This is a genomic window from Pantoea sp. ICBG 828 (assembly GCF_002928355.1).
Taxonomy (GTDB): Bacteria; Pseudomonadota; Gammaproteobacteria; order Enterobacterales; family Enterobacteriaceae; genus Pantoea; species Pantoea dispersa.
In genome coordinates this window covers 190,450-215,061 of sequence record NZ_POWN01000001.1, presented here as the reverse complement: position 1 = coordinate 215,061, position 24,612 = coordinate 190,450, and the positions used below count along the sequence as shown (strand labels likewise).

The window sequence follows — 24,612 nt, the reverse complement described above, 5'->3', positions numbered from 1 at the left end:
CGCTTGTCGACTCAAGCGTCGCGCCGTTGAATAGAAATCTACTTCCGATACGTGGTTATGCAACATGTGGAGCAATGATGACCCTGAACAGCAGCGTGAAGCTCTCCTCCAAACAGCCGGACGTCGGCACCACCATTTTTAGCGTGATCGGCCAGCTGTCCGCACAGCATCAGGCCGTTAATCTGTCCCAGGGCGCGCCCAATTTCCCGTGTGACCCGCACCTGGTTGAGCTGGTCAGCCAGGCGATGCGCGACGGCCATAATCAGTATGCCGCGATGACCGGTTTACCGGCGCTGCGCGAAGCGCTGGCGGAGAAGGTGCACCGCCTGTATGGCCAGCCGTACGATGCCGCCAGCGAAGTCCTGATCACCGGCAGTGCCAGTCAGGGCATCTACATGGCGATTTCGGCGCTGGTGCATCCGGGTGATGAAGTGATCTTCTTTGAGCCGGCCTTTGATAGCTACGCGCCGGTGGTGCGGTTGCAGGGTGCGACGCCGATCGGCCTCAAGCTGCAGGTGCCGGATTTTGCGATTGACTGGGACGAACTGCGTGCCGCGATCACGCCGCGTACGCGCATGATTATCATCAATACGCCACATAACCCGAGCGGACAGGTACTGAATGCCGCCGATCTCGACCAGCTGGCGGCCCTGACGCGTAATACCGACATCGTGGTATTGTCTGATGAAGTCTACGAACACATCGTGTTTGACGGCCAGACGCACTGCGGCATGGCCACGCACGCGGAACTGGCACAGCGTAGCGTGGTGGTGTCCTCCTTCGGCAAAACCTTCCACGTCACCGGCTGGCGCGTCGGCTATGCGCTGGCGCCTGCTGCGCTGATGGCGGAGATCGTCAAGGTGCATCAGTTCATGATGTACGCCGCCGATACGCCGATGCAGGTTGGCTTCGCGCAGTATCTGCAGAACCCGCAAAACTATCTGCAGCTGTCGTCGTTTTATCAGGCGAAGCGCGACCGGCTGCAGACGCTGCTGCAGGATTCACCGTTCAGGCTGTTACCGAGCGCCGGTTCGTTCTTTATGTTGGCCAGCTACGGACATTTCAGTGACGAAAGCGACAGTGAAATGGTAAAACGTCTCATCGTCGATCACGGTGTGGCCACCATTCCGCTGTCGGCGTTTTATATGGATGGCACTGACAATAAATTAATCCGCCTTTCTTTTGCTAAAGACGACGCAACGCTCGAAGCCGGCGCGCAGGCGCTGTGCCGGGTTAAAGGGTAATTAGGGGAAAATAATGAAAAAACTGAACGCACTGTTTATCGCACTGGGCATGATCACTTCCGTGCAGGCGCTGGCGCAGGAGAGCCTGCGCTACGGTCTGGAATCACAATATCCACCGTTTGAAAGCCGCAACGCGCAGGGCGAGCTGGAGGGTTTTGACATCGAACTGGGCAAAGCCATCTGCCAGGTCGGCCATTTTGACTGCAAATGGGTTGAGAGCAGCTTTGATGCGCTGATCCCGGCGCTGCAGGCGAAAAAATTTGATGCGATTAACTCGGCGATGAACATCACCGAGGCGCGGGCGAAAAGTATCGATTTCACCAACCCGATCTACCGCATTCCTACCATGCTGATTGTGAAGCAGGGCGAGAAACTCGAGCCGACGGCGGCGTCGCTGAAAGGAAAAAACATCGGCGTGCTGCAGGGCTCAATCCAGGAAACCTACGCTAAAAAGCACTGGGAATCCCAGGGCGTGACGGTGACGTCGTATCAGGATCAGAACCAGGTGTACAACGACATGGTCGCTGGCCGTCTTGACGGTACGCTGGTGATGTCCGCCGCCGGTCAGTCTGGTTTCCTCGATAAGCCGCAGGGCAAAGGTTTCGCCTTCGCCGGTAAGCCGGTGGAAGACGACACCATTCTCGGTTCCGGCATTGGTTTCGGTCTGCGCAAAGGTGATAGCAAGCTGAAAGGTGAACTGGATGCGGCCATCGCCAAAGTCCAGGCCGACGGCACCGTCACTAAACTGGCGGCGAAATTCTTCCCGGGCATTGACGTCAGCGTCAGCAAATAAGCGGGTGTCAGCCTGACCGGCAGTCGCCGGTCAGGCAGTTTCAACATTTCTCTGCAACCGCGCTTATCGGGCTGCCAGATAACACAGCGCTTCCGCCACCTGATACGACTTCACAAATGACGGGATCGGCAGGAATTCAAAGCGCGAATGGAAATTGTGCGCGCCGGTGAAGAAATTCGGCGTCAGTAACCCTTTGGCCGACAGCGCAGACCCATCGGTGCCGCCGCGCATCGGAATCACTTTAGGTTCCACACCCACCTGCTGCAGCGCAGCAAAAATCAGATCGATTGCCCGCCGGTCCTCACCTATCGCGTTACTGATGTTGCTATAGATATCATTGATTTTCAGCGCGACGTGACCAGTCGGATAGTGCGCGGCGATCTGATCGGCGACTTCCACCAGCTGCTGCTTCTTCGCATCAAACTCCTTTAAATCGAAATCGCGAATCGACGCTTTCAATACCGCCTGGCTGGCATTGGCCTGCATATCATTGAACCAGATATAACCTTCGCGCCCGGCGGTATGCTCAGGCGTGGCAAGCCGGTCGAAGCGGGCGATGAAGTCGTGCGCCATCAGCAGCGGATTCACCAGCACGCCTTTGCCCGACATGGGATGCGCCGGCACACCGGTGAAGGTAATTTCAGCGGAGGCGCCGTTGAAGCATTCATACACCACTTCGCCCAGCTCGCAGCAGTCGATGGTCCAGGCGAAATCGACGTTAAAGCGCGTCTCCAGGTCCAGCGCCTTGGCGCCGCGCAGGCCGATCTCTTCATCCGGCACAAACGCCACCACCACATCACCGTGCTCGCCACGCAGGTTCTCCACCAGCGTCATCACCACGCTGACTGCCGCTTTGTTGTCGGCCCCCAGCACGCTGGTGCCGTCGCTGAACACAATCTCCTGACCGACATACGGCAGGATTTCCGGATGCTCCGCCACCCGCAGCCAGATGTCCTGCTGCGCATTCAGACACAGATCCGCGCCCTCAAAGCGCAGGGTTTGCGGATGGATATCCGGGGATAGCCCGACATCCACGGTATCAATATGGGTGATAAAGCCCACGCGCGGCGCGCCAGGCCGGTTGCCCGGTTTCACGGCGGTCACCGTGGCATGCTGATCAATCACCACATCCTGCAGACCGAGATCGCGCAGCTCCTGCGCCAGCAGTTCCGCCATGGCGTGTTGCGACGGCGTACTGGGCAGCGTGCTGGATTTGGCATCGCTCTGGCTGGAGACTGCCAGATAACGGTAAAAACGCTGGGTCAGCTGACGGGCAAGTTGGTCTGTCATCACAATTCCTTATTAGCTTTGCGCCACTGGAGATACGCCAGACGGCTAAATCATGTTATTTATGAAATAAATACCGATGCTGGCTCATGGAAGTCAATAAAAAGCGAGAAGACGATGAAAAAGATGATGGGAAAACTGGCGCTTAGCGCACTGGGGTTAGCGGTTGCAGGCGGCGTCTCGGCGAAGACGCTGGTTTACTGTTCTGAAGGCTCGCCGGAGAACTTCAATCCGCAGCTCTACACCTCCGGTACCAGCGTGGACGCCAGCGCCGTGCCGATTTTTAACCGCCTGGTGGATTTCAAACCGGGCACCACCGAGCTGGTGCCCAGCCTGGCGGAGCGCTGGGAGATCAGCCCGGACGGCAAGGTGTATACCTTCCATCTGCGCAAAGGGATTAAGTTCCAGAGCAATAAACTGTTTACGCCGTCGCGCGATCTCAACGCCGATGACGTGATCTTCTCGTTTATGCGCCAGCTCGATACGAAAAACCCGTATCACACCGTTTCGGGCGGTAACTATGCCAACTTTGAAAGCCTCGAGCTGGCAAAACTGATCACCCGTATCGATAAGGTGGATGATCTGACGGTGCGGATTACGCTGGCCCATGCCGAAGCGCCGTTTCTCGCCGATCTGGCGTGGTATTTCGCCTCGATTCACTCGGCGGAATATGCCGACCAGATGCTGAAAGCCGGTACGCCGGAAAAGGTCGACATGCAGCCGATTGGCACCGGACCGTTTGAGCTGGTGCAGTATCAAAAAGATTCCCGCATTCTCTACAAAGCCTTCCCGCAGTACTGGCAGGGCAAGGCTAAAATCGATCGTCTGGTGTTTTCCATCACCCCGGACGCCTCGGTGCGCTATGCCAAACTGGAGAAAAACGAGTGCCAGGTGATGCCGTTCCCTAATCCGGCCGATCTCGACAACATGCGCCACAACCCGAACATCACGCTGGAACAGAAATCTGGCCTCAACACCGGTTTCCTGTCGTTCAACACCACCAAAGCCCCGCTGGATAACGTGAAAGTGCGCCAGGCGCTGGCGATGGCCATCAATAAGCAGGCGATCATTGATGCCATCTTCAAAGGTACCGGCACGGTGGCGAAGAATATTCTGCCGCCGGATGTGTGGAGTGCTGATAAAGATCTGCAGGATTACGCCTACGATCCGCAACAGGCCAAAGCGCTGCTGCAGCAGGCCGGCATTCAGCCGGGCACCGAAATTTCGCTGTGGGCGATGCCGGTCCAGCGGCCGTATAATCCCAACGCCCGCCGCATGGCTGAGATGATTCAGGCCGACTGGGCAAAAGTGGGCATCAAAGCCAACATCGTCAGCTATGAGTGGGGCGAATACCTGAAGCGCGTCAAGGGCGGCGAGCATCAGGCAGCGCTGATGGGCTGGACCACCGCCACCGGCGATCCGGATAACTTCTTCGGGCCATTGTACAGCTGCACCTCGGCGAACGGCGGCTCCAACTCGTCCAAATGGTGCTATGCGCCGTTTGAGAAAATCATCACCCAGGCGCGCGCCGAGCAAAATCACGACAAGCGCGTGGCGCTGTACCGCGAGGCGCAGCAGATGATGCATGACCAGATGCCGGCAGTCATGATTGCGCACTCAACGATTTTCGAGCCGGTGCGTAAATCGGTCAGCGGCTACCAGGTGGATCCGTTCGGCAAGCACATCTTCTATCCGGTGGATATCACGCCTTAATCGCAGCGGACAGCGCGCTGAGCTGCTGTTGCAGAAAGGTCAGAAACAGAGTCAGGGCGGCGCTGCGGGGTCGCCCTGACTGCGTCTGCAGCTGCAGCGTACGCTGGCTCAGCTGATCGATATTGACCGCGCGCATCACCAGACCCTGCTGCTGCGCTTCCTCCGCCAGGGTAAAACTGCTGCAAATGGTCACCGCCAGCGGCGTGCGCAGTAAAAAATGGAACAGGGTGGAGAAGTTGTCGCAGGTCAGCACCGGTTCAATCAGGTGGCCACTCATGTGGCTGGCCAGCTCAAACAGCTGGCGTACCGTGGTGTTTTGCTGCGGTAGCGCCAGCGGATAGTGGCTAAGATCGGCCAGCGCCACCTGCGGCACGCCCGCCAGCGGATGGCTGTCATGCACCACCAGCAACACCGGCGCCGGCCATGAGCCCACCACCTCAACCGCACGTTCCGCGTGCAGGCTAAACTGCAATGCCACGTCGCACTCGCCGCTGCGCAGCAGTTCAGCCACGCCCTGCGCGCTAGCCACCCGGACGTCAAACAGCACGCCGGGATGATCGCGGCGAAAGGCGGCAATCAGCCGGGGCAGCAGGGTAAACGCCAGCCCGTCGGTACAGGCGACACGAATCAGCGTGCGCCGCACCGCCTTCAGGCCTTTGATCTCCGCCAGCGCATACTCCATATCCAGCAAATTTTTGCGCACGTGATGGGCAAAAATCTCGCCGGCCTCGGTCAGCACCATGCCGCGCGCATGACGCGCAAACAGCGTCACGCCCAGCTGCTGCTCCAGCCGCTGGATCTGGCGGCTGATGGCAGAGACCGCCACAAACAGCTGGGCGCTGGCCGCGCTGAGCGAACCGCAATCGGCTACCGCGAGAAAATAACGCATTTCCGTGCTTAACATGCCATGGCCTCCGTCTGTGCCTGCCTCGAAATCGGGCAACGCAGCTTTGCTTTAAAGGCAAATCTTACTCGATAAATTGATAATTGTGGCAAAGCTGCCTTTCCGCAAAGATGAAAAAACAGCAGACCTATAACAGGCAGGGCAAACATGACAGCACAACAGGCGGTTCAGCAGGCCACCGCATATTTCGACAGCGGGGAATTTCAACGTATCCTGGCGCGCCGCGTGGCGTGGCGCACCGAGAGCCAGCGCGACGATCGCGATGCGGCGCTACAGGACTATTTGCAGCAGGAGATTGCGCCGCAACTGCAGGCGCTGGGCTTCACGCTACAGCTCATCGATAACCCACACGCCGCCGGCCGGCCATTCCTCGTGGCGGTGCGCATGGAAGATCCCGCCTTACCGACCTTGCTGAGCTACGGGCACGGTGATGTGGTATTCGGCGATGACGAAAACTGGCGCAGCGGGCTGTCGCCGTGGCAGCTGACCGAAGAGGGTGATCGCTGGTACGGGCGTGGCAGCGCCGACAACAAAGGTCAACACTGCGTCAATCTTGCGGCGCTGGAGCAGGTGTACCAGGCGCGCGGCGGCCGTCTCGGCTTTAACTGCAAATGGCTGTTTGAGATGGGCGAAGAGATCAGCTCACCGGGGCTGGCGCAGCTGTGTCAGCAGCAGGCGGAACTGTTGCAGGCTGACCTGTTCATTGCCTCCGACGGGCCGCGGCTCAACGCCGTGCGGCCGACGCTGTTCCTCGGTTCGCGCGGTGCGATAAATTTCCGCCTGACCATCAACGCGCGTGACAATGCTTATCACTCCGGCAACTGGGGCGGACTGCTAAGCAATCCCGGCACCCGGCTGGCCAGCGCCATCGCCACGCTGGTGGACGCCCAGGGCGTGCTGCAGGTTGAGGCGCTGCGACCTGATTCGTTAACGCCGCAGGTGCGCGCCATTCTCAGCGATATCGAAGTGGGGGGCATGCCAGGCGATCCCGCGATTGACACCAACTGGGGCGAGCCAGGCCTGACGCCTGCCGAACGCCTGTACGGCTGGAACACGCTGGAAGTGCTGTCGTTTCTCACCGGTAATCCGGCGCGCCCGATGAATGCCATTCCCGGCAGCGCGACGGCGGTGTGCCAGCTGCGTTTTGTGGTCGGTACCGACTGGCAGCGGCTGGCGCAGCACGTCAGCGCGCATCTGGCGCAGCACGGCTTCCATGATGTTGAGGTTGAATTTTTGCGCGGTTCACCCGCCACGCGTCTCGATCCTGACGATCCGCTGGTGCACTGGGTGCTGAACAGCATGGCGGCAACCAGCGGCAAAAAACCGGCGCTGTTGCCCAACCTTGGGGGATCGCTGCCAAATGAGGTGTTCGCGGAGATTCTGGGCCTGCCAACGCTGTGGGTGCCGCATTCGTATCCCGCCTGTGGTCAGCATGGCGTGAATGAGCACATGCTGAAATCGATTGCCCGCGAAGGGCTGCAGATCATGACGCAGCTGCTGTGGGAGCTGGGCGAGCAGGGCACGGAATGGCTGGCGCAACACCGCGCTTATGCGGGAGGTGGCGCATGAGCAGCCTCAGCCATAGCGCGCCGCTGAGCGGGGTGAAGCCAAACCTGCACAAAACGCTGTTTGCGACCTGCATCGGTAATGCGCTGGAGTGGTTCGACATTGCGGTGTATGGCTTTTTCGCCAGCTATATCGCCCACGCCTTCTTTCCCACCAGCGATGCGTCGGTCTCGCTGCTGCTGACCTTTGGCAGCTTCGGCGTCTCCTTTCTGATTCGCCCGCTGGGCGCGGTGGTGCTGGGCAACTATGCCGATCGCCACGGGCGTAAAAAAGCGCTGTTGCTGTCAATCAATCTGATGATGCTTGGCGGAGCCATCATTACTTTTATGCCGGGCTACGACAGCATCGGCCTGCTCGCACCGCTGCTGATCCTGCTGGCGCGCCTGGTGCAGGGCTTCTCTGCCGGTGGCGAATTTGGCAGCTCTACGGCGTTTCTGGTCGAGCATTTTCCCGAGCGCAAAGCCTTTATCGCCAGCTGGCAGTTCGCCACTCAGGGTGCCAGCACGCTGATGGCCTCGGCGTTTGGTCTCGGTCTGACGCAGATCCTGAGCGAAGGCCAGATTCAGGCATGGGGCTGGCGTATTCCGTTTGCCTTCGGCCTGCTGATTGGCCCGCTCGGGCTGTATATCCGCCGTCACGTGCACGAGCCCGCCAGCTTTGCCGCGCAGACGCCGGAAGCGGCCCCGCTGAAGCGGCTGTTTGGCCGGCAAAAAGCGCTGATGCTGCTGGCGATTGGCCTGATGGTGATCTCCACGGCGGTCAACTACATGCTCAACTACGTGCCGACCTACGCAACCAAGAACCTGCATCTGCCGGGCTCGGTGGCCTTCACCGCCACGCTGCTGGCCGGGGTGATTCTGACGGTAGTGACGCCGCTGATGGGATGGTGGGCGGAGCGCATTGGCCGCCTGCCGCTGATGTGGGGATCGCTCATACTGCTGATGGTCACCATCTATCCGGCTTTCCGGCTGGTGGTCAATCACACCACGCCGGCCACGCTGATTGTGCTGGTGTGCTGGATGGCGCTGCTGAAATCGATCTATTTTTCTACCGTGCCCTCGGTGATGGCGGATCTGTTTCCGATTGGTACGCGCGCCAGCGGCATGGCCATCAGCTATAACATTGCGGTTACGGTATTTGGCGGTTTTGCCCCGCTGATTTGCACGCTGCTGATCAGTGCCACCGGCACCAGTCTGGCGCCGGGCTACTACCTGATGGCGATGTCGCTCTGTAGCGGGGTAGCGCTGCTGCGCAGTCAGAAACGGATACGCTAAGTGGCAACCGGTGCGCGCTGCGCACCGGTGTTTACGCATCAGGCAAACTGCAGATAGGCGACGTGCGTTTGCAGATACTCCTCCAGCCCGTGGCGGCCATCGGCACCGCCGATGCCGGATTTGCGCCAGCCGGCATGGAATCCCTGCATCGCTTCAAAATTTTCGCGATTAATGTAGGTTTCCCCGAATTTCAGCCGGCGCAGCGCGATCATCGCGGTGTTCAGATCGCGGGTATACAGCGATGAGGTCAGGCCATAGTCGCAGTCGTTAGCCAGCGCGATGGCTTCATCCAGCGTGTTAAAGCGCATCACCGGCAGCACCGGGCCAAAAATTTCCTCACGCATGATCGCCATCTCCTGACGTACCCCGGTGATGATGGTCGGTTCAAAATAAAAGCCGCGTTCACCGGCGCGTTTGCCGCCCAGCACCACCTTGCCGCCCTGCGCAACGGCGCTGGCGACCTTTTGCCCGACGCGGTCGCACGCGGCTGCGCTAATCAGCGGCCCCATATCCACATCGGCCTGCTGCGCCGGATCGCCAAATTTCACCTGCTGCATCGCCCCGGTCAGGGCGCTGATAAAGCGATCGTAAATGCCGTCTTGCACATACACGCGCTCGGCGCAGTTACACACCTGACCGCTGTTAATAATGCGCGAACTGACGATAGCCCTGACGGCCAGATCGAGGTCGGCGTCGTCCATGACAATTGCCGGTGCTTTACCGCCCAACTCCAGCGACACTTTTGTCACATTCGGCGCCGCCGCGGCCATGGTGGCGATGCCGGCGTTGACGCTGCCGGTCAGGCTCACTAACCCGACTTTAGGATTGGCGGCCAGTTCCTGTCCCACCTCCGGGCCATAGCCGTAAACGATGTTAATTACCCCGGGCGGCAGGCCGATGTCGTCGATAATGGCGGCGAACAGGGCGGCGTTGTTCGGGGTGATCTCACTCGGCTTCAGCACGATAGTGTTGCCGGTGATCAGCGCCGGTGCCGCTTTGCGCGCAATCAGGAAGAAGGGAAAATTCCACGGCAGAATACCGGTGGTCACACCAATCGCTTTCTTAAACACAAAGATGTTTTCGTTTGGGCGATCGCTGTTGACGATTTCCCCTTCGTAGCGTCGCGCCCATTCCGCCATGTAGTCGAGGTAGTCAGCGGTAAACAGCACTTCGGTTTGCGCCAGCGCCTGGGTTTTGCCGCCCTCCGCGACGAGGGTGGCGCTCAGCTCAGGCTCGCGCTGGCGAATTGCCGTGGCGATGCGGTGCAGCCAGTCGCCGCGCGTCACCGCCGGTAACGCTTCCCAGCCGGGCTGAGCGGCTTCTGCGGCGGCAATGGCTGCCGCCGCCTGCTGTTTGCTGCCCTGGGGCACGCGTGACAGCAGGGTCTCCGTCGCCGGGTTAATCACTTCAATCCAGCTATCGTTATGCGCCTCGACAAACGCGCCATTAATGTAGTGTTGATGATGAAGGGTCATGTGCAGGGGCTCCACGCTCGGTTTTGTTAAACTGATGTGAAGGAAGAGTGAAGCAGATGAACGCTGGCGACCTTTTTATCACTGCCAGCACCGGCAGGGCGCTGGCAATAGCGGCAAGAATCACGCGACCGACGCAGCATTCTGCGTCAGTGGACCGTTTCAGGAACCGGGCATCATGGCGCCGCTGGCAATAAACCAGACCAGAAAACTGACACCGGCAACAATAATGGCGATGGGGAACAGCAGACCGATTTTCATATGCATCCTGAGCGTTAGGCGAGCTGGATTAGCGCGCGGTGGGTTTTCATCATACTGAATAGCTGAAATTGTGTCGCGTCATCGACCTGACGCAGATGTTCGCCTTTCTGATACTGAATCTGATGCACATGGCCGAGCTGACGCCACACCACAATGGCTGACGCCAGCAGCGCGCAGTTCTCTTCGCTCTGCACGCAGTCCAGCGTGGCGTAGTGAGTAGTATCTAAGCCATTAATGAACACATTCAGCGCCTCGGGCGGCACGATGGCGCGGATGTCATCCAGCATCACGCGGCTCACCGCCTGCGACAGCACCAGCGTTAACCGTTTGCTCTTCATCTCAATCCCTGGTTCCGATGATTTTTCCCACGTTATACGGATTTAACCCCGTCGGGGGAAGTGCTTCGCGCAGCTTTGTGTGAGTGCCATGTTAAGCGGCGCGCTGGCAACAGAGGAAAAACTGTGCCGATCAACACAACATAAATCAAAAATATGCCGAATAATAAGCAACTTAAAGAACGCATCCGGCATAACGGCAGCAAATGCGAATTTGTGATCCTTATGTTGCATACCCCCCCGATTTTGCCAGTCAGCCTGGCTTTACGGCAACCATCCAAAGGCTGAGTCCACGCAGTGCGCCATAGACTGCCACTAATCGGAAACCGCAGGTGTTTCCGTCTGGCCTCAACCTTACGAAGGAATAACAATGAACAGTGCCATTCTTGCAGGTATCTTCTGGCATCTGGTGGGTGCCGCCAGCGCCGCCTGTTTTTATGCTCCGTTTAAACAGGTTAAAAAGTGGTCATGGGAAACCATGTGGTCGGTCGGCGGCGTGATGTCGTGGCTGATTCTGCCCTGGGCAGTCAGTGCCGCGCTGTTACCAAACTTCTGGGCGTACTACAGCAGTTTCAGTTTATCGCAGCTGCTGCCGGTGTTTCTGTTCGGTGCCATGTGGGGCATCGGCAACATCAACTATGGCCTCACCATGCGCTATCTGGGGATGTCGATGGGGATTGGCATCGCCATTGGCATTACGCTGGTGGTGGGGACGCTGATGACGCCGCTGTTGCAGGGCCGATTCGTTGAACTGTTCAGCTCCGCCGGTGGCCGGATGACGCTGCTGGGCGTGCTGGTTGCGCTGCTGGGTGTGGCGATTGTGTCACGTGCCGGACTGCTAAAGGAGCGGGCGCTGGGGATCAACGCCGAAGATTTTAACCTGAAGAAAGGCCTGGTGCTGGCGGTGCTGTGCGGCATCTTCTCTGCCGGCATGTCATTTGCCATGGATGCGGCGAAGCCGATGCATGAAGCCGCTGCCAGTCTGGGCATCAATCCGCTGTATGTGGCGTTGCCGAGTTACGTGGTGATTATGGGCGGTGGCGCGCTGATCAACCTCGCGTACTGCTTTATCCGCCTGGCGGTGAAGCCGGAGCTTTCGCTGCGCCGCGACTTTTCCGTGGCAAAACCGCTGCTGATCGCCAACATCGCCTTCGCCGTGCTGGGGGGAACCATGTGGTATCTGCAGTTCTTCTTTTATGCCTGGGGCCACGCAAAAATTCCTCCGCAGTACGACTTCGTAAGCTGGATGCTGCACATGAGCCTGTATGTGCTGTGCGGCGGCCTGGTGGGACTGGTGCTGAAGGAGTGGAAATCGGTGGGGCGTCGACCGGTGAGCGTGTTGTCGATTGGCTGCGTGGTAATCATTATCGCGGCAAACATTGTCGGTCTCGGTATGGCCGCCTGATAACGCTTAACTCCGCACCGCCTGACGCGTCTCTGCGCGCGTCAGGCTTTTTCTTTGTCTGCCATCGGTTCGCGCGGCGACAAAAAACGCTGACGCCACGCGCTGGGTGTTAACCCGGTTTCGCGCGTAAACACCACGGAAAAGTAGTTGCTGTCATCAAACCCGCAGCGTGCCGCCACTTCGCTAATCAGACATGCCTGCGTGCGCAACAGATATTTTGCCTGACACAGCTGCAGCTGACGCAGGTAGTGGCCGATGGTCATGCCGGTTTGCTGACGGAACAGCTGTTTCAGCGACCGTTCGCTGAGCTGATTTTGCTGGCAGAAATGGGGCAGATCGAAGGGGCGGCTGATATCGCCGAGCAGCGCCGACATCAGCAGATCGAGCTGTTCGCCCTCCGGCAGCACCCACGGGCGATCGGCGGCATAGCCGTGACGGCGCAATATCAGTGCCAGCTGCAAAAACAGCGCTTCCGACAGCTGAATCGATAGCGAATCGCTTTTGCGACTTTCGCGCTCCAGCTGGCTGATGACGCCGCGCGCCAGCGCCATGCCGCGCGTGGTCAGACGCCAGCTGGCGGGTGTCTCTTCATCCTGTGGCGGCAGCAGCTGCTGCCAGTCGAGCGCCAGGCTGAAGCGATCGCGGCAGTAGAGAATATTGTCGAGCGCCAGATCGTTGACGCTATCAAAGCTGTGGCAATCACTGTCGCGAATGTAAAACACATCGCCACAGGTGATCAGCCACGGCCGATCGTTGAGGATATGCAGGCCATTACCGCGCCAGACAATCACGATCTCGCTGAACTCATGCCGGTGCGGTGGGAAAGAGGGCTGCGGCATGCGTTCTGCCACGGCTATGGGCAAATTGCTGGCCGGGAAGTAATCCTCGCGCGTCAGTAACAGCGGCATGTCAGCCCTCCGGTTACCCCATCTGCTGGCGCGCCATGCGCGGCGCGCAGCCAAATTCCCGCCGGAACAGGGTGGAGAAGTGATTACTGTCACCAAACCCACACTGATAGGCGATGTCCGTGATGCGCATCTCGCTGTGGCGCAACAGGTGCCGCGCCTGCAATAAACGCAGCCGATTGAGATAGCGCTGCGGCGTGCTGCCGGTCTGCTGCTTCATCTGGCGATGCAGGGTACGCAGCGACAAACAGAAGCGATCGGCCAGCGCTTCCCACGCAATCTCCTCACTGTAGTGCGCATTCAGCCAGTCCAGCAAGCGGTGCAGGCGGGCATCCTGATCCTGCGCCTGATCGTTGTGCGCCGCCTCGCGCAGCAGCACCAGCAGCTGCAAAAAGTGCTGTTCCTGCTGCGCCTGACGTTCCAGCGACCAGCTGGCCGGCTGCTTCATCTGCGTCACCAGCTGCAGCGCCTGCGCCATCACTTTATGGTTAATCCGCCAGTGTGAAACGTACTGGCCGTCCTGTTCGCGCGGCAGCAGCGCCTGCAGGCCGGACAGAAAGCGGAACGCCGCCGGACTGCGATACAGCACATTCGTCAGGCACAGATTGTCGGTTTGCTCGTACAGATGGCGATCGTGATCGCGTACAAAACAGACGCAGCCGGCGCTGAGTGCCTGCGGCTGACCATTAAATACGTGGATGCCCGAGCCCTGTTCCACCAGCACAATTTCATGAAAATCATGGTGATGCTCCGGAAACGCCGACTGCGGCACACGTGGCTCAATGGCTATCGTGTAATCGCCGGCCGGAAAGAAATCAGCACTGTGTAATACCGTCATCATGCGCCCTCAGTTAACAAAACCGTAACCGAGTCTACGCAGCCGCCTGCCACCTTACCTTGAATTTTGCACCGGGCAGCGCAGGAAAATCGCCAATTATTCAAGATCGCCTAAGTGATTGATGGAATTGCGGCAAGGCTCACAACTCTGCCGTTATGCGGTTCTGTGAGCTCACTCACGAACACCTTTGCAAACCTGCCAGCGGTGATGACCCGCTGGCACTCGCGGGAAGGTGTCTGCGGCGCAGGATTTCTACTCTGTCGCCATGTCTTCACAGGGAGTACTCGCCATGAGTCTGCGTAATATTGTTGCCATCGATTTAGGCGCATCCAGTGGCCGCGTCATGCTGGCCAGCTGGCAGGCTGACCGTAAGCAGCTCAGCCTGCGCGAAGTGCGGCGTTTCGCCAACCCGCGCGTGCAGCGCGGCGATTATGACTGCTGGGATTTGGACCGGCTGGAGCAGGAGATCCGCGCCGGACTGCAGCAGCTGGATGAGGAGGGCATTGTGCCGGACAGCCTTGGTATTGATACCTGGGGCGTGGATCTGGTGTTGCTGGACGCGCACGGCGAGCGGGTAGGCGAAGCGGTCAGCTACCGTGATAAACGCACCGACGGCCTGATGGCCCAGGCGATGCGTGAACTCGGGAAACCGGCGCTCTATCAGCGCACCGGCATTCAGTTTCTGCCGTTCAACACGCTGTATCAGCTGCGCGCACTGTATCTGCAGCAGCCGGACTGGCAGGTGCAGGTAAAGCACGCGCTGATGATTCCGGATTATCTGCACCATCGCCTGACCGGTGAACTCAACTGGGAATACACCAACGCCACCACCACCCAACTGCTCAACATTCACAGCGGCGAATGGGATCGCGAGCTGCTGGCCTGGGCGGGCGCCGACGCCAGCTGGTTCGGCACGCCGCGTGCACCGGGCAACACCGTCGGTTACTGGCGCAACGCCAGCGGCCAGCACATTCCGGTGATCGCCGTCGCCACCCATGATACCGCCAGCGCGGTGCTGGCCACGCCGCTGGAGCAGGACGATACTGCCTACCTCAGCTCCGGCACCTGGTCGCTGATCGGCATCGAAAGCCTGCAGCCCTGTGTCAGCGAGGCGGCGCTGCAGGCTAATCTGACCAATGAAGGCGGTGCGGAAGGTTATCGGGTGCTGAAAAACATCATGGGCCTGTGGCTGTTGCAGCGGGTGTGCAGCGAACTGCACATCAGCGATCTCACTGCGCTGATCGACAACGCCGCGCGGGAACCGGCCTGCCGCGCCCTGATTCACCCTAATCATCACCGCTTCATCAATCCGGCCAGTATGGTGCAGGAGATTCAGAACGCCTGCGCCGAACAGGCGATGCCCGTGCCGCACAGCCCGGCGGCGCTGGCGCGCACCATCTTTGACAGCCTGGCACTGCTCTATTCGCAGACGCTGCAGGAGCTTAGCCACCTGCGCGGCACTGCGCTGCGTCAGTTACATATCGTCGGTGGCGGCTGCCAGAATCCGCTGCTTAACCAGCTGTGCGCCGATGCCTGCCAGCTGCCGGTGTTTGCCGGCCCGGTGGAAGCCTCGACGCTGGGCAACATCGGCTGCCAGCTGATCGCGCTGGGTGAGTTGCGCGACGTGGCCGATTTACGCCGCTGCATTCGCCACAATTTCCCGTTAGAAAAATTTATCCCGCTGAATCACAGCGTCTTTGCGGCCCATCAGGCTCGCTTTGCGGCGCTGAGCCTACCTGCTAAGGAACTTGCATATGACAAAGCTGATTGAACAGGCCTTTGAACTGGCCAGACAACGCTACGCCGCCATTGGGGTGGATGTGGAACAGGTGATGGCACAACTGGATACCATTCCGGTGTCGATGCACTGCTGGCAGGGCGACGATGTACGTGGGTTTGAGAATCCGCAGGGGGCGCTCACCGGCGGCATTCAGGCGACCGGCAACTATCCGGGGCGGGCGCGCAACGCGGTTGAACTGCGTGCCGATCTCGACAAAGCGATGTCGCTGATTCCCGGCGCCATACGCCTCAACCTGCATGCCATCTACCTCGAGAGCGACCGCCCGGTGGAACGTGATGCGATTGAACCGCAGCACTTCAGCAACTGGCTGGAATGGGCGAAAAGCAAAAAGCTGGGGCTGGATTTTAACCCAACCTGTTTTTCTCATGCGCTCAGCGCAGACGGGTTTACGCTGTCGCATGCCGATCCGGGCATTCGCCAGTTCTGGATCGACCACTGCACCGCCAGCCGCCGTATTTCCGCCTGGTTTGGCGAGCAGCTGGGCACGCCGTCAGTCATGAATATCTGGGTGCCGGACGGCATGAAAGATCTCACCGTCGATCGCCTCGCGCCGCGCCAGCGTCTCGCCAGCGCGCTGGATGAGATCATCCGCGAACCGCTGAATCCGCAGCACCACATTGATGCAGTGGAAAGCAAACTGTTTGGCATTGGCGCGGAGAGTTACACCGTGGGTTCCAGTGAGTTCTGCCTCGGTTACGCCACCAGCCGCCAGACCGCGCTGACGCTGGATGCCGGCCACTTCCATCCTACCGAAGTGATCTCCGACAAAATCTCCAGCGCCATGCTGTTTGTGCCGCGCCTGCTGTTGCACGTCAGCCGTCCGGTCCGCTGGGACAGCGATCACGTGGTGCTGCTGGATGATGAAACCCAGGCGATTGCCAGTGAGATCGCCCGTCAAAAGTTGTTCGACAGGGTGCACATCGGTCTCGACTTCTTCGATGCCTCGATCAACCGCATTGCCGCCTGGGTGATCGGCACGCGCAATACCCAAAAAGCCCTGTTGCGGGCGCTGCTGGAGCCGGGCGAACAGCTGCGTCAGCGGGAGCGTGATGGGGATTTCACCGCCCGGCTGGCGCTGCTTGAAGAGCAGAAGTCGCTGCCGTGGCAGGCGGTATGGGAAGCGTGGTGCCTGCGCCACGATGTGCCAGCCGATGCCAGCTGGCTGAGCGAAGTCCGTCACTACGAACAACACGTGCTGCGTCAACGTTAAGGAATCGATTCATGCAAACAATTCTCTCCGCGTGGTTTGTGCGCGACATGGTTAAAGCCACCAGTGACATGTGGCTGAAAGGCTGGGATGAACGTAACGGCGGCAACGTCAGTCTGCGTCTGTTGCCGGAAGAGGTCAGCGCGTATGCCAGCGATTTTTATCCGGCACCGCGCTGTATTGAACTGAGCAAGCCGGCCCCCGCGCTGGCCAACGACTGGTTCCTGGTGACCGGCTCCGGGAAGTTCTTTCGCAACGTGCAGCTCGATCCGGCAGACAGTCTGGTGCTGCTGCAGGTGGATGACAAAGGGCTGTCGTACAAAATTCACTGGGGGCTCAGCAACGGAGGGCTGCCAACGTCCGAGCTGGCGGCGCACTTTCAGTCACACAGCGTACGCAAGGCACTGAGCCACGGCGCGGACCGGGTGATTATGCACTGTCACGCCACCCACTTTATGGCGCTCAGCTATGTGGTGGATCTGGATGCGGCGCGCTTTACCCGCCTGCTGTGGGAGGGCAGCACCGAGTGCCTGGTGGTGTTCCCCGATGGCGTCGGCATTTTGCCCTGGATGGTACCGGGTACCGATGGCATTGGTCAGGCGACGGCAGAAGCGATGGCCAGCCATAGCCTGGTGATGTGGCCTTTCCACGGAATCTTTGGCGCCGGACCGACGCTCGACGAAACCTTTGGTCTGATCGATACCGCTGAGAAGTCATCGCAGGTGGTGGTCATGGCGCTGTCGATGGGCGGCATTCGTCAGAGCATCACCACCGAACAGCTGATTGCGCTGGGCGAGCGCTTTAACGTGAAGCCGTGGCCGGCGGCGCTGCAGGCGGAGCGCAGTGATGTTGCGTAAAGCGTTCGTCATGCAGGTCTATGCGCACTGCCATGCGGAGTATCAGCGCCGTCACACGCCAATCTGGCCGGAGCTGGAACGGACGCTGAAAGCGCATGGCGCGCATAACTACGCGATCTGGCTGGATGCTGAACGCAACCTGCTGTTTGCCAGCGTCGAGATTGAATCCGAAGCGCGCTGGCAGGCTGTAGCGCAAACTGAGGTGTGTCAGCGCTGGTGGGCGTCAATGCGTGACCTGATGCCATCAAATCCCGACGACAGCCCGGTGAGCAAAGCCCTGCAGCCGATGTTTTTCCTGCCTTAGCCGGCCATGTCAGCAGCGGTGCCGCCAGGGGCGCCGCTGCCTGTGAAACGCATTAGCCGTTGGAGCGCAGCTGCGGATAACGGCGGAAAATGGCGATACACCAGAACAGTCCCGCCAGGCCAATGATAGCGCCCACGTTGCCCACGTCTGCCATCTGCAGATGCAGACTGACCTGGTTACCGAGTAGCGCGCCTGCGCCAATACCGATGTTATAAATACCGGAAAACAGCGACATGGCGACGTCGGTGGCGTCCGGTGCCAGCGATAGCACGCGCACCTGCATCGCCAGGCCGATCATCATCATTGCCATTCCCCAGATAATACACAGCACGGTAATCGCTGCCGGGCGTACCGCAGCAAACACCAGCAGACCCATACACAGGGTAATCAGCGCAATGGCGGCGATCAGCAGCGCGGACGGGAATTTATTGCCCAGCGTGCTGAACAGAATGCTGCCCAGAATGCCGGCTGAGCCGAACAGCAGCAGTAACAGGGTGGTGAAGTTCTCATCGGCACTGGCCACTACCTGCATAAACGGCTCGATATAGCTGTAAGCGGTGTAGTGCGCGGTCACCACGACGGTGACCAGAATGTACATCGCCACCAGCGCCGGGCGGCGAAACAGCATCGGCACGCTGCTGAGTGAACCGGTGTGCTCACTCGGCAGGCGCGGCAGTATCCGCACCAGCATAATCAGCAGTACCAGTGCTGACAGGCCGATCATACCAAAGGTGGTACGCCAGCCCAGATACTGACCCACAATACGACCAATCGGTACGCCCAGCACCATCGCCAGCGCCGTGCCCGTGGCCAGCATACTTAACGCCTGGGTTTTCTTGCCGGCCGGCGCAACGCGAATCGCCAGCGAGGCGGTGATCGACCAGAACACCGCATGCGCCAGCGCAATACCAATGCGCGACAGCACCAGCGACGTGAAATCCCACGCCACGGCCGATAAAAGGTGGCTGGCAACAAACAGAATAAACAGGATGGCCAGCAGCAGGCGGCGCTCGACGTTGCGCGTCAGCAGCATTAACGGCAGCGATAACAGCGCCACGACCCAGGCATAGATGGTCAGCATGATACCGACATCAGCGGTTTTCATTGCAAAGCTGCTGGCGATGTCCGACAGCAGGCCAACCGGCACAAATTCGGTGGTATTGAAGACAAAAGCAGCGATAGCCAGCAGCACCACGCGCAGCCAGGCTGTTTTACGGGAAACGGTTGTTGATTGCATTGAATTCAAATCGGCTAAACGACGAGTGAGGGGGGCAGGAACGCACCCGGTAAAGTGACCTCGATCACAAATTTCCGCTATTGTGGAGCATTAGTCAGCCGATGAAAACCGTTAACCCGGGTTTTATCACTGAATATTTCTTATCGCGCTGAGCGTGGTAAATAGCCTGCGGTTATGGGGAGCTGCTGCGCCAGCGTGCTGCCGGCCCGCGAGTCTGCCGTACCAGCACAGGCTAAGTCAGGTGTTTCTGTAATAGAAAAATCGCTTAGCCGTGCTGAGTGCGGGTATCGTGTAGACGGGTGCGGTTCAGACCAGGATTATCAGAGTCACGCCATATGCTTTAGTGCCACGCTAAAGTTGTGGTTCGGATTTTTTTTTACGCCCACCGGGCAGCAGTGTTCGCAGCCCAACGCAGTGGCGTAAAATTTACGCGCCTGCTGGATTGCGGCCCCGGGCGTGTAAAAAGTACCGAGAAAACGACGACCGCCGTCGGATGGCAGGAACGGACAGCCCTTCGCATGCACCACATGATTGTCGTTATAACCGGCATGCTTATCGACATAATAGTAAAGCTCCATCTGACTACCTCATTGCTGTGTAAAAAATAAGTCTATGTATTATTGGAATAGAACGAATTATAGCGATGAATTGCTATTTTGTTTTAAGTGGTACGGCGCGAATGCCTGATTATTCGAATCCAGCGGAGCAGGCGGGACGCTGAGGTCCCGCGCTAACGATGAAGGGTATTACAGTTTGCGGCCCTGTAAACGCAGGCCAACCAGCAGTGCCAGCACCAGCAGGGCGCTGATAAACAGGGTCACGCCCGGCCAGCCGTAGCGGTGCCAGAATACGCCGCCGAGGGTGCCGGCCACGCTGGAGCCCACGTAGTAGCTGAACAGGTAAAGTGATGATGCCTGGCCTTTCGCCCGGCGCGCGCGCGGTCCAATCCAGCCGCTGGCCACCGAATGGGCGGCAAAGAAGCCGGCAGTGAACAGCATCATGCCCGGCAGAATCAGCCACAGCGAATTAAAGGCGGTCAGCAGCAGACCGGCCAGCATGATCGCCGTGGCGCCCGTCATCACCGGACCGCGACCAAAGCGGCTGGTCATCGCGCCGGCTTTCGGCGAGCTCCACGAACCGGTGAGATACACCACGGACAGCAGCCCGACCACCGCCTGGCTCAGTGACCACGGCGAGCTCAGTAAACGGTAGCCGATGTAGTTAAACAGCGTGACAAACGCGCCCATCAGCAGAAAGCCTTCGGCAAACAGCAGCGGCAACCCTTTGTCGCGCCAGTGCAGGCGGAAGTTGATCAGCAGACTGCGTGGCCGCAGCGAGGCAGGGCGAAAATGGCGCGACGCGGGCAGAATTTTCCAGAACATCAGCGCGCCAGCCAGCGCACAGCAGCCAATGACGCCAATGGCAATACGCCACGAGAAAAAGTCGGTCAGTACACCGGAGAGTAAACGACCGCTCATGCCGCCAATCGAGTTACCGCTGATGTACAGCCCCATGGAGAAGGCGATGACCCGCGGGTGCATCTCTTCGCTCAGGTAAGTCATGCCCACCGCCGCGACGCCACTGAGCGACAGACCGGTCAGCGCGCGCATCAGCAGAATCCCCTGCCAGCTGCTCATGGTGGCGGAGATCAGCGTACAAATCGCCGCCAGCATCAGCGCGGTCACCATCACCGATTTACGCCCAATCGCATCTGACAGCGGGCCGGTGAACAGCAGGCCCAGCGCCATCAGCCCGGTGGAGAGCGACAGCGAAATACTGCTTTCGGCAGGCGTCACGCCAAACTGCTGTGACAGCACCGGCAGAATCGGTTGTACGCAATAGAGCAGGGCGAAAGTGGCAAGACCGGCAGAGAACAGCGCCAGCGTCACGCGCATAAACTGCGGCGTTCCACGTTCAATCCATTCAGTAGCGGTATCGGCGGTAACAGGCTTCGTGGACAAGCTGTCCTCATCAAGCGTCACAGCCTGGGAAGAGCGACTCACAGTACATCCTCAATTCAGCAAATGTCTGAATACTGTAGGAAAGGCTGAATAGGTTGTACAATATATTAATAATCTCAAATGAGACGTTTAAGATATGATGATTGAGCTGCGCCATCTGCGCTACTTTATTGCCGTTGCGGAAGAGCTGCACTTTGGCCGCGCCGCGCAGCGGCTGCACATTTCTCAGCCGCCGCTCAGTCAGCAGATTCTGCAACTGGAACAGGCGCTGGATGCGCAGCTGTTCACCCGCACTAATCGCAGCGTACAGCTCACGCCGGCTGGCCAGTCGTTTTTACAGGATGCGCGCGCGGTTTTATTGCAGGTGGAACAGGCGGCCGGGCGCGCGGCGCGCATTCATCACGGTCAGCAGGGAGAGTTGCGTATTGGCTTTACCTCCTCGGCGCCGTTTACCGGACTGGTGTCGGATGCGCTGTATCACTATCGGCAGCGCTGGCCGGACGTGCATATTCAGATGCAGGAGTACAACACGCGGCAGCAGCTGGCGCCGCTGCACGAGGGGCGACTCGATCTGGGCGTCATGCGCAATACGCCGCTGCCGGAGGATCTTCAGCACCGCCTGTTGCTGCGTGAACCGCTGTGCGCGGTGGTGCACTACGCGCATCCGCTGGCACAGACCACGTCGATTAGCATCCGGTCGTTAGCCAGCGAACCCTTTGTTTTCTTTGATGCGCAGGGCGGCACGGCCCTGTACGGTGAAATTCTGGCGCTGCTGCATCGCTACCAAATCAAACCTTACATTACCCAGGAAGTGGGTGAAGCCATGACGATACTCGGCCTGGTGGCAACCGGCCTTGGCGTGTCGATTTTACCCGCCTCGTTTGCCCGCGCGCGACTGGCGGAAGTCGCCTGGATTCCGCTACAGGAAAGCGATGCCATTTCTGAGGTGTGGCTGGTGTGGTCAGCATTGCGCCAGCCGAGTGCGCAGATGAGCAATATGATGGCGCTGCTGCTGCACAATGCCGAGGAATGAACCCGCGGGTACAGAAAACCGCGTTCTTTGTGTGCGATAAATCACATTTCTAATCAAATATTTGACGCTGCGCGCCAATCTGCATCACCATAGCTGCTGTTTATTTAGAAGCGCGAAAATATCCGGGAGCAGGGCGTGAATCTGGACAGTCAGCCTGGCCATATTGACCAAATAAAACAGACCAATGCCGGTGCAGTGTATCGTCTGATTGACCATTACGGTCCGATTTCGCGGATTGAGCTGTCGAAACGTGCCCAGCTGGCCCCGGCCAGCATCACCAAAATTGTGCGCGAAATGCTGGATGCGCATCTGGTGCAGGAGACCGAGTTTCAGGAGCCAGGCAGTCGCGGACGGCCGGCGATAGGGCTGATCCTCGATACCCTTGCCTGGCACTATCTGGCTGTTCGCCTTCAGCCGGGGTTCATCACCCTGACGCTGCGCGATCTCAGCAGCCGCGCGCTACAGGAAGATCGCCTGCCGCTGCCCGCCAGCGCCGACACGCCGCTACTGCAGACGCTGCAGGAGCTGGTCAACGCCTTTTTTATTCGCCATCAGCAAAAACTTGAGCGTCTGACCGCTATCGCCATTACCCTGCCGGGACTGATCAACGCCGCCTCCGGCGTGGTGCACCGTATGCCGGGCTATGACGTACAGGATATGCCGCTGGGCGAAACCCTGGCGCAGCGCACCGGGCTGCCGGTATTCGTCCAGCACGATATCTCCGCATGGACGCTGGCAGAGGCGCTGTTTGGTGCCTCACGGGGTGCGCAGGACGTGATTCAGATTGTTATTGACGAAACGGTGGGCGCCGGGGTGATCAGCGCTGGCCAGCTGCTGCACAAAAGCGGACGCGCGCTGGTGGAGATCGGTCATACGCAGATCGATCCTTACGGCCAGCAGTGTTACTGCGGCAACCATGGCTGCCTGGAAACGGTGGCCAGCACCGGCAGCCTGCTGCAGCTGGCGGCACAGCGCTTATCGTCGCAGCCGGACAGCCAGCTGCACCAGCAGCCGCTGACGCTGGCCTCGTTGTGTGCTGCTGCGCAGCAGGGCGACCGGCTGGCGCGGGACGTCATTGCCGGCGTCGGTCATCATATCGGGCGCATGCTGGCGATGATGGTCAACATCTTTAATCCTCAACAAATTCTTATCGGTTCACCGCTTAACCAGGCGGCGGACGTGCTGTTCCCGGCAGTCAGCAGCACTATTCGCCAGCAGGCCCTGCCGGCGTACAGTCACGCTATTCAGCTGACGCCCGCGGCCTTTAACGATCCCGGCACGCTGGGCGGCGCGGCGCTGATCAAAGACGCGCTCTATAGCGGCCATTTACTGATAAAACTGTTGCAGGGCTAACGCCAGCCCGCCTTAAGTTTGCGCTAACGCAAGCTCTCGCCTGGGACAAATCCTTAAACTGCCTCCTTTGCAGGTTACACATCGCTTTAATGAAGGAGGAGAAAGGTGAAAACGATTTTTGTCACCGGTACCGACACCGCGGTGGGTAAGACCGTGGTTTCCCGCGCACTGTTACAGTGCTTTGCCAAAGCGAATCTGTGTGCCGCTGGCTACAAGCCGGTTGCCAAAAGCGCGCAGCACACGCCGGAAGGGCTCCGTAATAAAGATGCCGTACTGCTGCAGCAGGCATCCGGCCTCACGCTGAACTACAGCGACGTCAATCCCGTGACGCTGGAAGAGGATGAAATCAGCACCAGCCCGGCGCAGCGCATCGATTATCCGTTACTCAATCGCGGACTGGCTGGCTTACAGGATCGCGCTGCACGCGTGGTAGTGGAAGGCACGGGCGGCTGGCGCAGCCTGATGAACGACTTACGGCCGCTGTCGCAGTGGGTGCAGCAGGCGCAACTGCCGGTGGTGCTGGTGGTGGGCATTAAAGAGGGTTGCATTAGCCACGCTTTACTGACCGCCGAAGCGATTGCCGCCGATGGCCTGACGCTGGCGGGCTGGGTCGCCAATCGCATCAATCCCGGACTGGCGCACTATGCTGAAATCATTGATGTTCTGCGCGATAAGCTGAACGCGCCGCTGTTGGGCGAATTGCCTTATCTGCCGCGCGCCGAACAGCGTGATTTGAGTGGTTATCTGGATATTACGTTACTCGGGGGTGATGCGCTGCACAGCGAGAGTGCAAAGCCCGCCGCCTGATGAAACAAAATGCGGCATATCGTATGCAGCTGAATCCGGAGTTTCAGGAGCGGCT

The 24,612-nt window shown here is 59.3% G+C and carries 23 protein-coding genes; 13 read left to right on the top strand and 10 right to left on the bottom strand.

Going from position 1 to position 24,612, the window contains the following annotated elements; all coding sequences use genetic code 11:
- Positions 1-77 precede the first annotated feature (77 nt).
- Entirely contained in the window at positions 78-1,244 is a 1,167-nt protein-coding gene (locus tag C1Y43_RS00980) for a methionine aminotransferase (protein ID WP_104186695.1), read from the top strand.
- Positions 1,245-1,257: 13 nt separating this feature from the next.
- Positions 1,258-2,037 carry a transporter substrate-binding domain-containing protein gene (locus C1Y43_RS00975; RefSeq protein ID WP_021506096.1) on the top strand — a complete coding sequence of 260 codons (780 nt, stop codon included), beginning with the start codon at positions 1,258-1,260 and terminating at the stop codon, positions 2,035-2,037.
- Between the two features lie 63 nt (positions 2,038-2,100).
- Here the strand turns inward: C1Y43_RS00975 and pepT are convergent, their stop codons facing one another.
- Positions 2,101-3,327, bottom strand: coding sequence for a peptidase T (gene pepT / locus C1Y43_RS00970; protein ID WP_104186693.1), 1,227 nt, complete (start codon positions 3,325-3,327; stop codon positions 2,101-2,103).
- A gap of 114 nt (positions 3,328-3,441) precedes the next feature.
- Between pepT and C1Y43_RS00965 the strand changes: the two genes are divergently transcribed.
- Positions 3,442-5,037 (top strand): ABC transporter substrate-binding protein, encoded by a 1,596-nt coding sequence (locus C1Y43_RS00965; protein WP_104186692.1) that lies wholly within the window; start codon positions 3,442-3,444, stop codon positions 5,035-5,037.
- Here C1Y43_RS00965 and C1Y43_RS00960 read toward each other — a convergent pair.
- Positions 5,027-5,941: a LysR family transcriptional regulator gene (locus C1Y43_RS00960; protein ID WP_104186690.1), complete on the bottom strand. Its 915-nt coding sequence runs from the start codon at positions 5,939-5,941 to the stop codon at positions 5,027-5,029. The genes C1Y43_RS00965 and C1Y43_RS00960 overlap by 11 nt on opposite strands.
- 147 nt (positions 5,942-6,088) lie before the next feature.
- On the opposite strand from C1Y43_RS00960, the gene C1Y43_RS00955 reads away from it, so the two are divergent.
- Together C1Y43_RS00955 and C1Y43_RS00950 are read left to right on the top strand one after the other, a co-directional pair.
- Entirely contained in the window at positions 6,089-7,510 is a 1,422-nt protein-coding gene (locus C1Y43_RS00955; protein WP_104186689.1) for a M20 family metallopeptidase, read from the top strand.
- Complete coding sequence (locus C1Y43_RS00950; RefSeq protein WP_104186687.1) at positions 7,507-8,781, top strand: MFS transporter; 1,275 nt, start codon at positions 7,507-7,509, stop codon at positions 8,779-8,781. The genes C1Y43_RS00955 and C1Y43_RS00950 overlap by 4 nt, the downstream gene beginning before the upstream one ends.
- 38 nt (positions 8,782-8,819) lie before the next feature.
- Here C1Y43_RS00950 and aldA read toward each other — a convergent pair whose 3' ends face one another.
- The 3 genes from aldA to C1Y43_RS00940 all read right to left on the bottom strand — a co-directional run bounded on the left by aldA (position 8,820) and on the right by C1Y43_RS00940 (position 10,852).
- Positions 8,820-10,256, bottom strand: coding sequence for an aldehyde dehydrogenase (gene aldA / locus C1Y43_RS00945; RefSeq protein WP_104186686.1), 1,437 nt, complete (start codon positions 10,254-10,256; stop codon positions 8,820-8,822).
- Positions 10,257-10,415: 159 nt separating this feature from the next.
- Complete coding sequence (locus tag C1Y43_RS23555) at positions 10,416-10,514, bottom strand: YoaK family small membrane protein (RefSeq protein ID WP_021313714.1); 99 nt, start codon at positions 10,512-10,514, stop codon at positions 10,416-10,418.
- Positions 10,515-10,528: 14 nt separating this feature from the next.
- Positions 10,529-10,852 (bottom strand): hypothetical protein, encoded by a 324-nt coding sequence (locus C1Y43_RS00940; protein ID WP_058780589.1) that lies wholly within the window; start codon positions 10,850-10,852, stop codon positions 10,529-10,531.
- Positions 10,853-11,219: 367 nt separating this feature from the next.
- On the opposite strand from C1Y43_RS00940, the gene rhaT reads away from it, so the two are divergent.
- The gene (gene rhaT / locus C1Y43_RS00935) at positions 11,220-12,254 is read left to right on the top strand and encodes an L-rhamnose/proton symporter RhaT (protein WP_021506088.1); all 1,035 of its coding nucleotides are present in this window, start codon (positions 11,220-11,222) and stop codon (positions 12,252-12,254) included.
- A gap of 41 nt (positions 12,255-12,295) precedes the next feature.
- Here the strand turns inward: rhaT and rhaR are convergent, their stop codons facing one another.
- Both rhaR and rhaS read right to left on the bottom strand, forming a co-directional pair.
- Positions 12,296-13,162: an HTH-type transcriptional activator RhaR gene (rhaR, locus tag C1Y43_RS00930; RefSeq protein ID WP_058758520.1), complete on the bottom strand. Its 867-nt coding sequence runs from the start codon at positions 13,160-13,162 to the stop codon at positions 12,296-12,298.
- Positions 13,163-13,175: 13 nt separating this feature from the next.
- Positions 13,176-13,997, bottom strand: a complete 822-nt coding sequence (gene rhaS / locus C1Y43_RS00925; RefSeq protein WP_058769862.1) for an HTH-type transcriptional activator RhaS — start codon at positions 13,995-13,997, stop codon at positions 13,176-13,178.
- Between the two features lie 289 nt (positions 13,998-14,286).
- Here rhaS and rhaB point away from each other — a divergent pair, with 289 nt between their 5' ends.
- Genes rhaB through rhaM form a run of 4 tightly spaced genes read left to right on the top strand, consistent with a single transcriptional unit; the run spans position 14,287 to position 18,166 of the window.
- Positions 14,287-15,768 carry a rhamnulokinase gene (gene rhaB / locus C1Y43_RS00920; RefSeq protein WP_104186684.1) on the top strand — a complete coding sequence of 494 codons (1,482 nt, stop codon included), beginning with the start codon at positions 14,287-14,289 and terminating at the stop codon, positions 15,766-15,768.
- Positions 15,752-17,008, top strand: a complete 1,257-nt coding sequence (locus C1Y43_RS00915; protein ID WP_104186683.1) for an L-rhamnose isomerase — start codon at positions 15,752-15,754, stop codon at positions 17,006-17,008. The genes rhaB and C1Y43_RS00915 overlap by 17 nt, the downstream gene beginning before the upstream one ends.
- 11 nt (positions 17,009-17,019) lie before the next feature.
- Positions 17,020-17,862 (top strand): rhamnulose-1-phosphate aldolase, encoded by an 843-nt coding sequence (gene rhaD / locus C1Y43_RS00910; RefSeq protein WP_088515799.1) that lies wholly within the window; start codon positions 17,020-17,022, stop codon positions 17,860-17,862.
- Positions 17,852-18,166 (top strand): L-rhamnose mutarotase, encoded by a 315-nt coding sequence (gene rhaM / locus C1Y43_RS00905; protein WP_104186682.1) that lies wholly within the window; start codon positions 17,852-17,854, stop codon positions 18,164-18,166. The genes rhaD and rhaM overlap by 11 nt, the downstream gene beginning before the upstream one ends.
- Before the next feature lie 52 nt (positions 18,167-18,218).
- Here the strand turns inward: rhaM and C1Y43_RS00900 are convergent, their stop codons facing one another.
- From C1Y43_RS00900 to C1Y43_RS00890, 3 genes are all read right to left on the bottom strand, one after another.
- Complete coding sequence (locus C1Y43_RS00900) at positions 18,219-19,403, bottom strand: sugar transporter (RefSeq protein ID WP_031279126.1); 1,185 nt, start codon at positions 19,401-19,403, stop codon at positions 18,219-18,221.
- Positions 19,404-19,729: 326 nt separating this feature from the next.
- Entirely contained in the window at positions 19,730-19,981 is a 252-nt protein-coding gene (locus C1Y43_RS00895; protein ID WP_058758526.1) for a hypothetical protein, read from the bottom strand.
- Between the two features lie 168 nt (positions 19,982-20,149).
- Positions 20,150-21,406, bottom strand: a complete 1,257-nt coding sequence (locus C1Y43_RS00890) for an MFS transporter (protein ID WP_104186680.1) — start codon at positions 21,404-21,406, stop codon at positions 20,150-20,152.
- A 94-nt stretch (positions 21,407-21,500) separates the two neighbouring features.
- Here C1Y43_RS00890 and C1Y43_RS00885 point away from each other — a divergent pair, with 94 nt between their 5' ends.
- From C1Y43_RS00885 to bioD, 3 genes are all read left to right on the top strand, one after another.
- Positions 21,501-22,397, top strand: a complete 897-nt coding sequence (locus C1Y43_RS00885; RefSeq protein WP_104186678.1) for a LysR family transcriptional regulator — start codon at positions 21,501-21,503, stop codon at positions 22,395-22,397.
- A gap of 135 nt (positions 22,398-22,532) precedes the next feature.
- Positions 22,533-23,750, top strand: coding sequence for an ROK family transcriptional regulator (locus C1Y43_RS00880; RefSeq protein WP_104186676.1), 1,218 nt, complete (start codon positions 22,533-22,535; stop codon positions 23,748-23,750).
- Positions 23,751-23,855: 105 nt separating this feature from the next.
- On the top strand, positions 23,856-24,557 hold the full coding sequence (bioD, locus tag C1Y43_RS00875) for a dethiobiotin synthase (protein WP_021506076.1): 702 nt from the start codon (positions 23,856-23,858) through the stop codon (positions 24,555-24,557).
- The last annotated feature ends 55 nt before the right edge of the window (positions 24,558-24,612 follow it).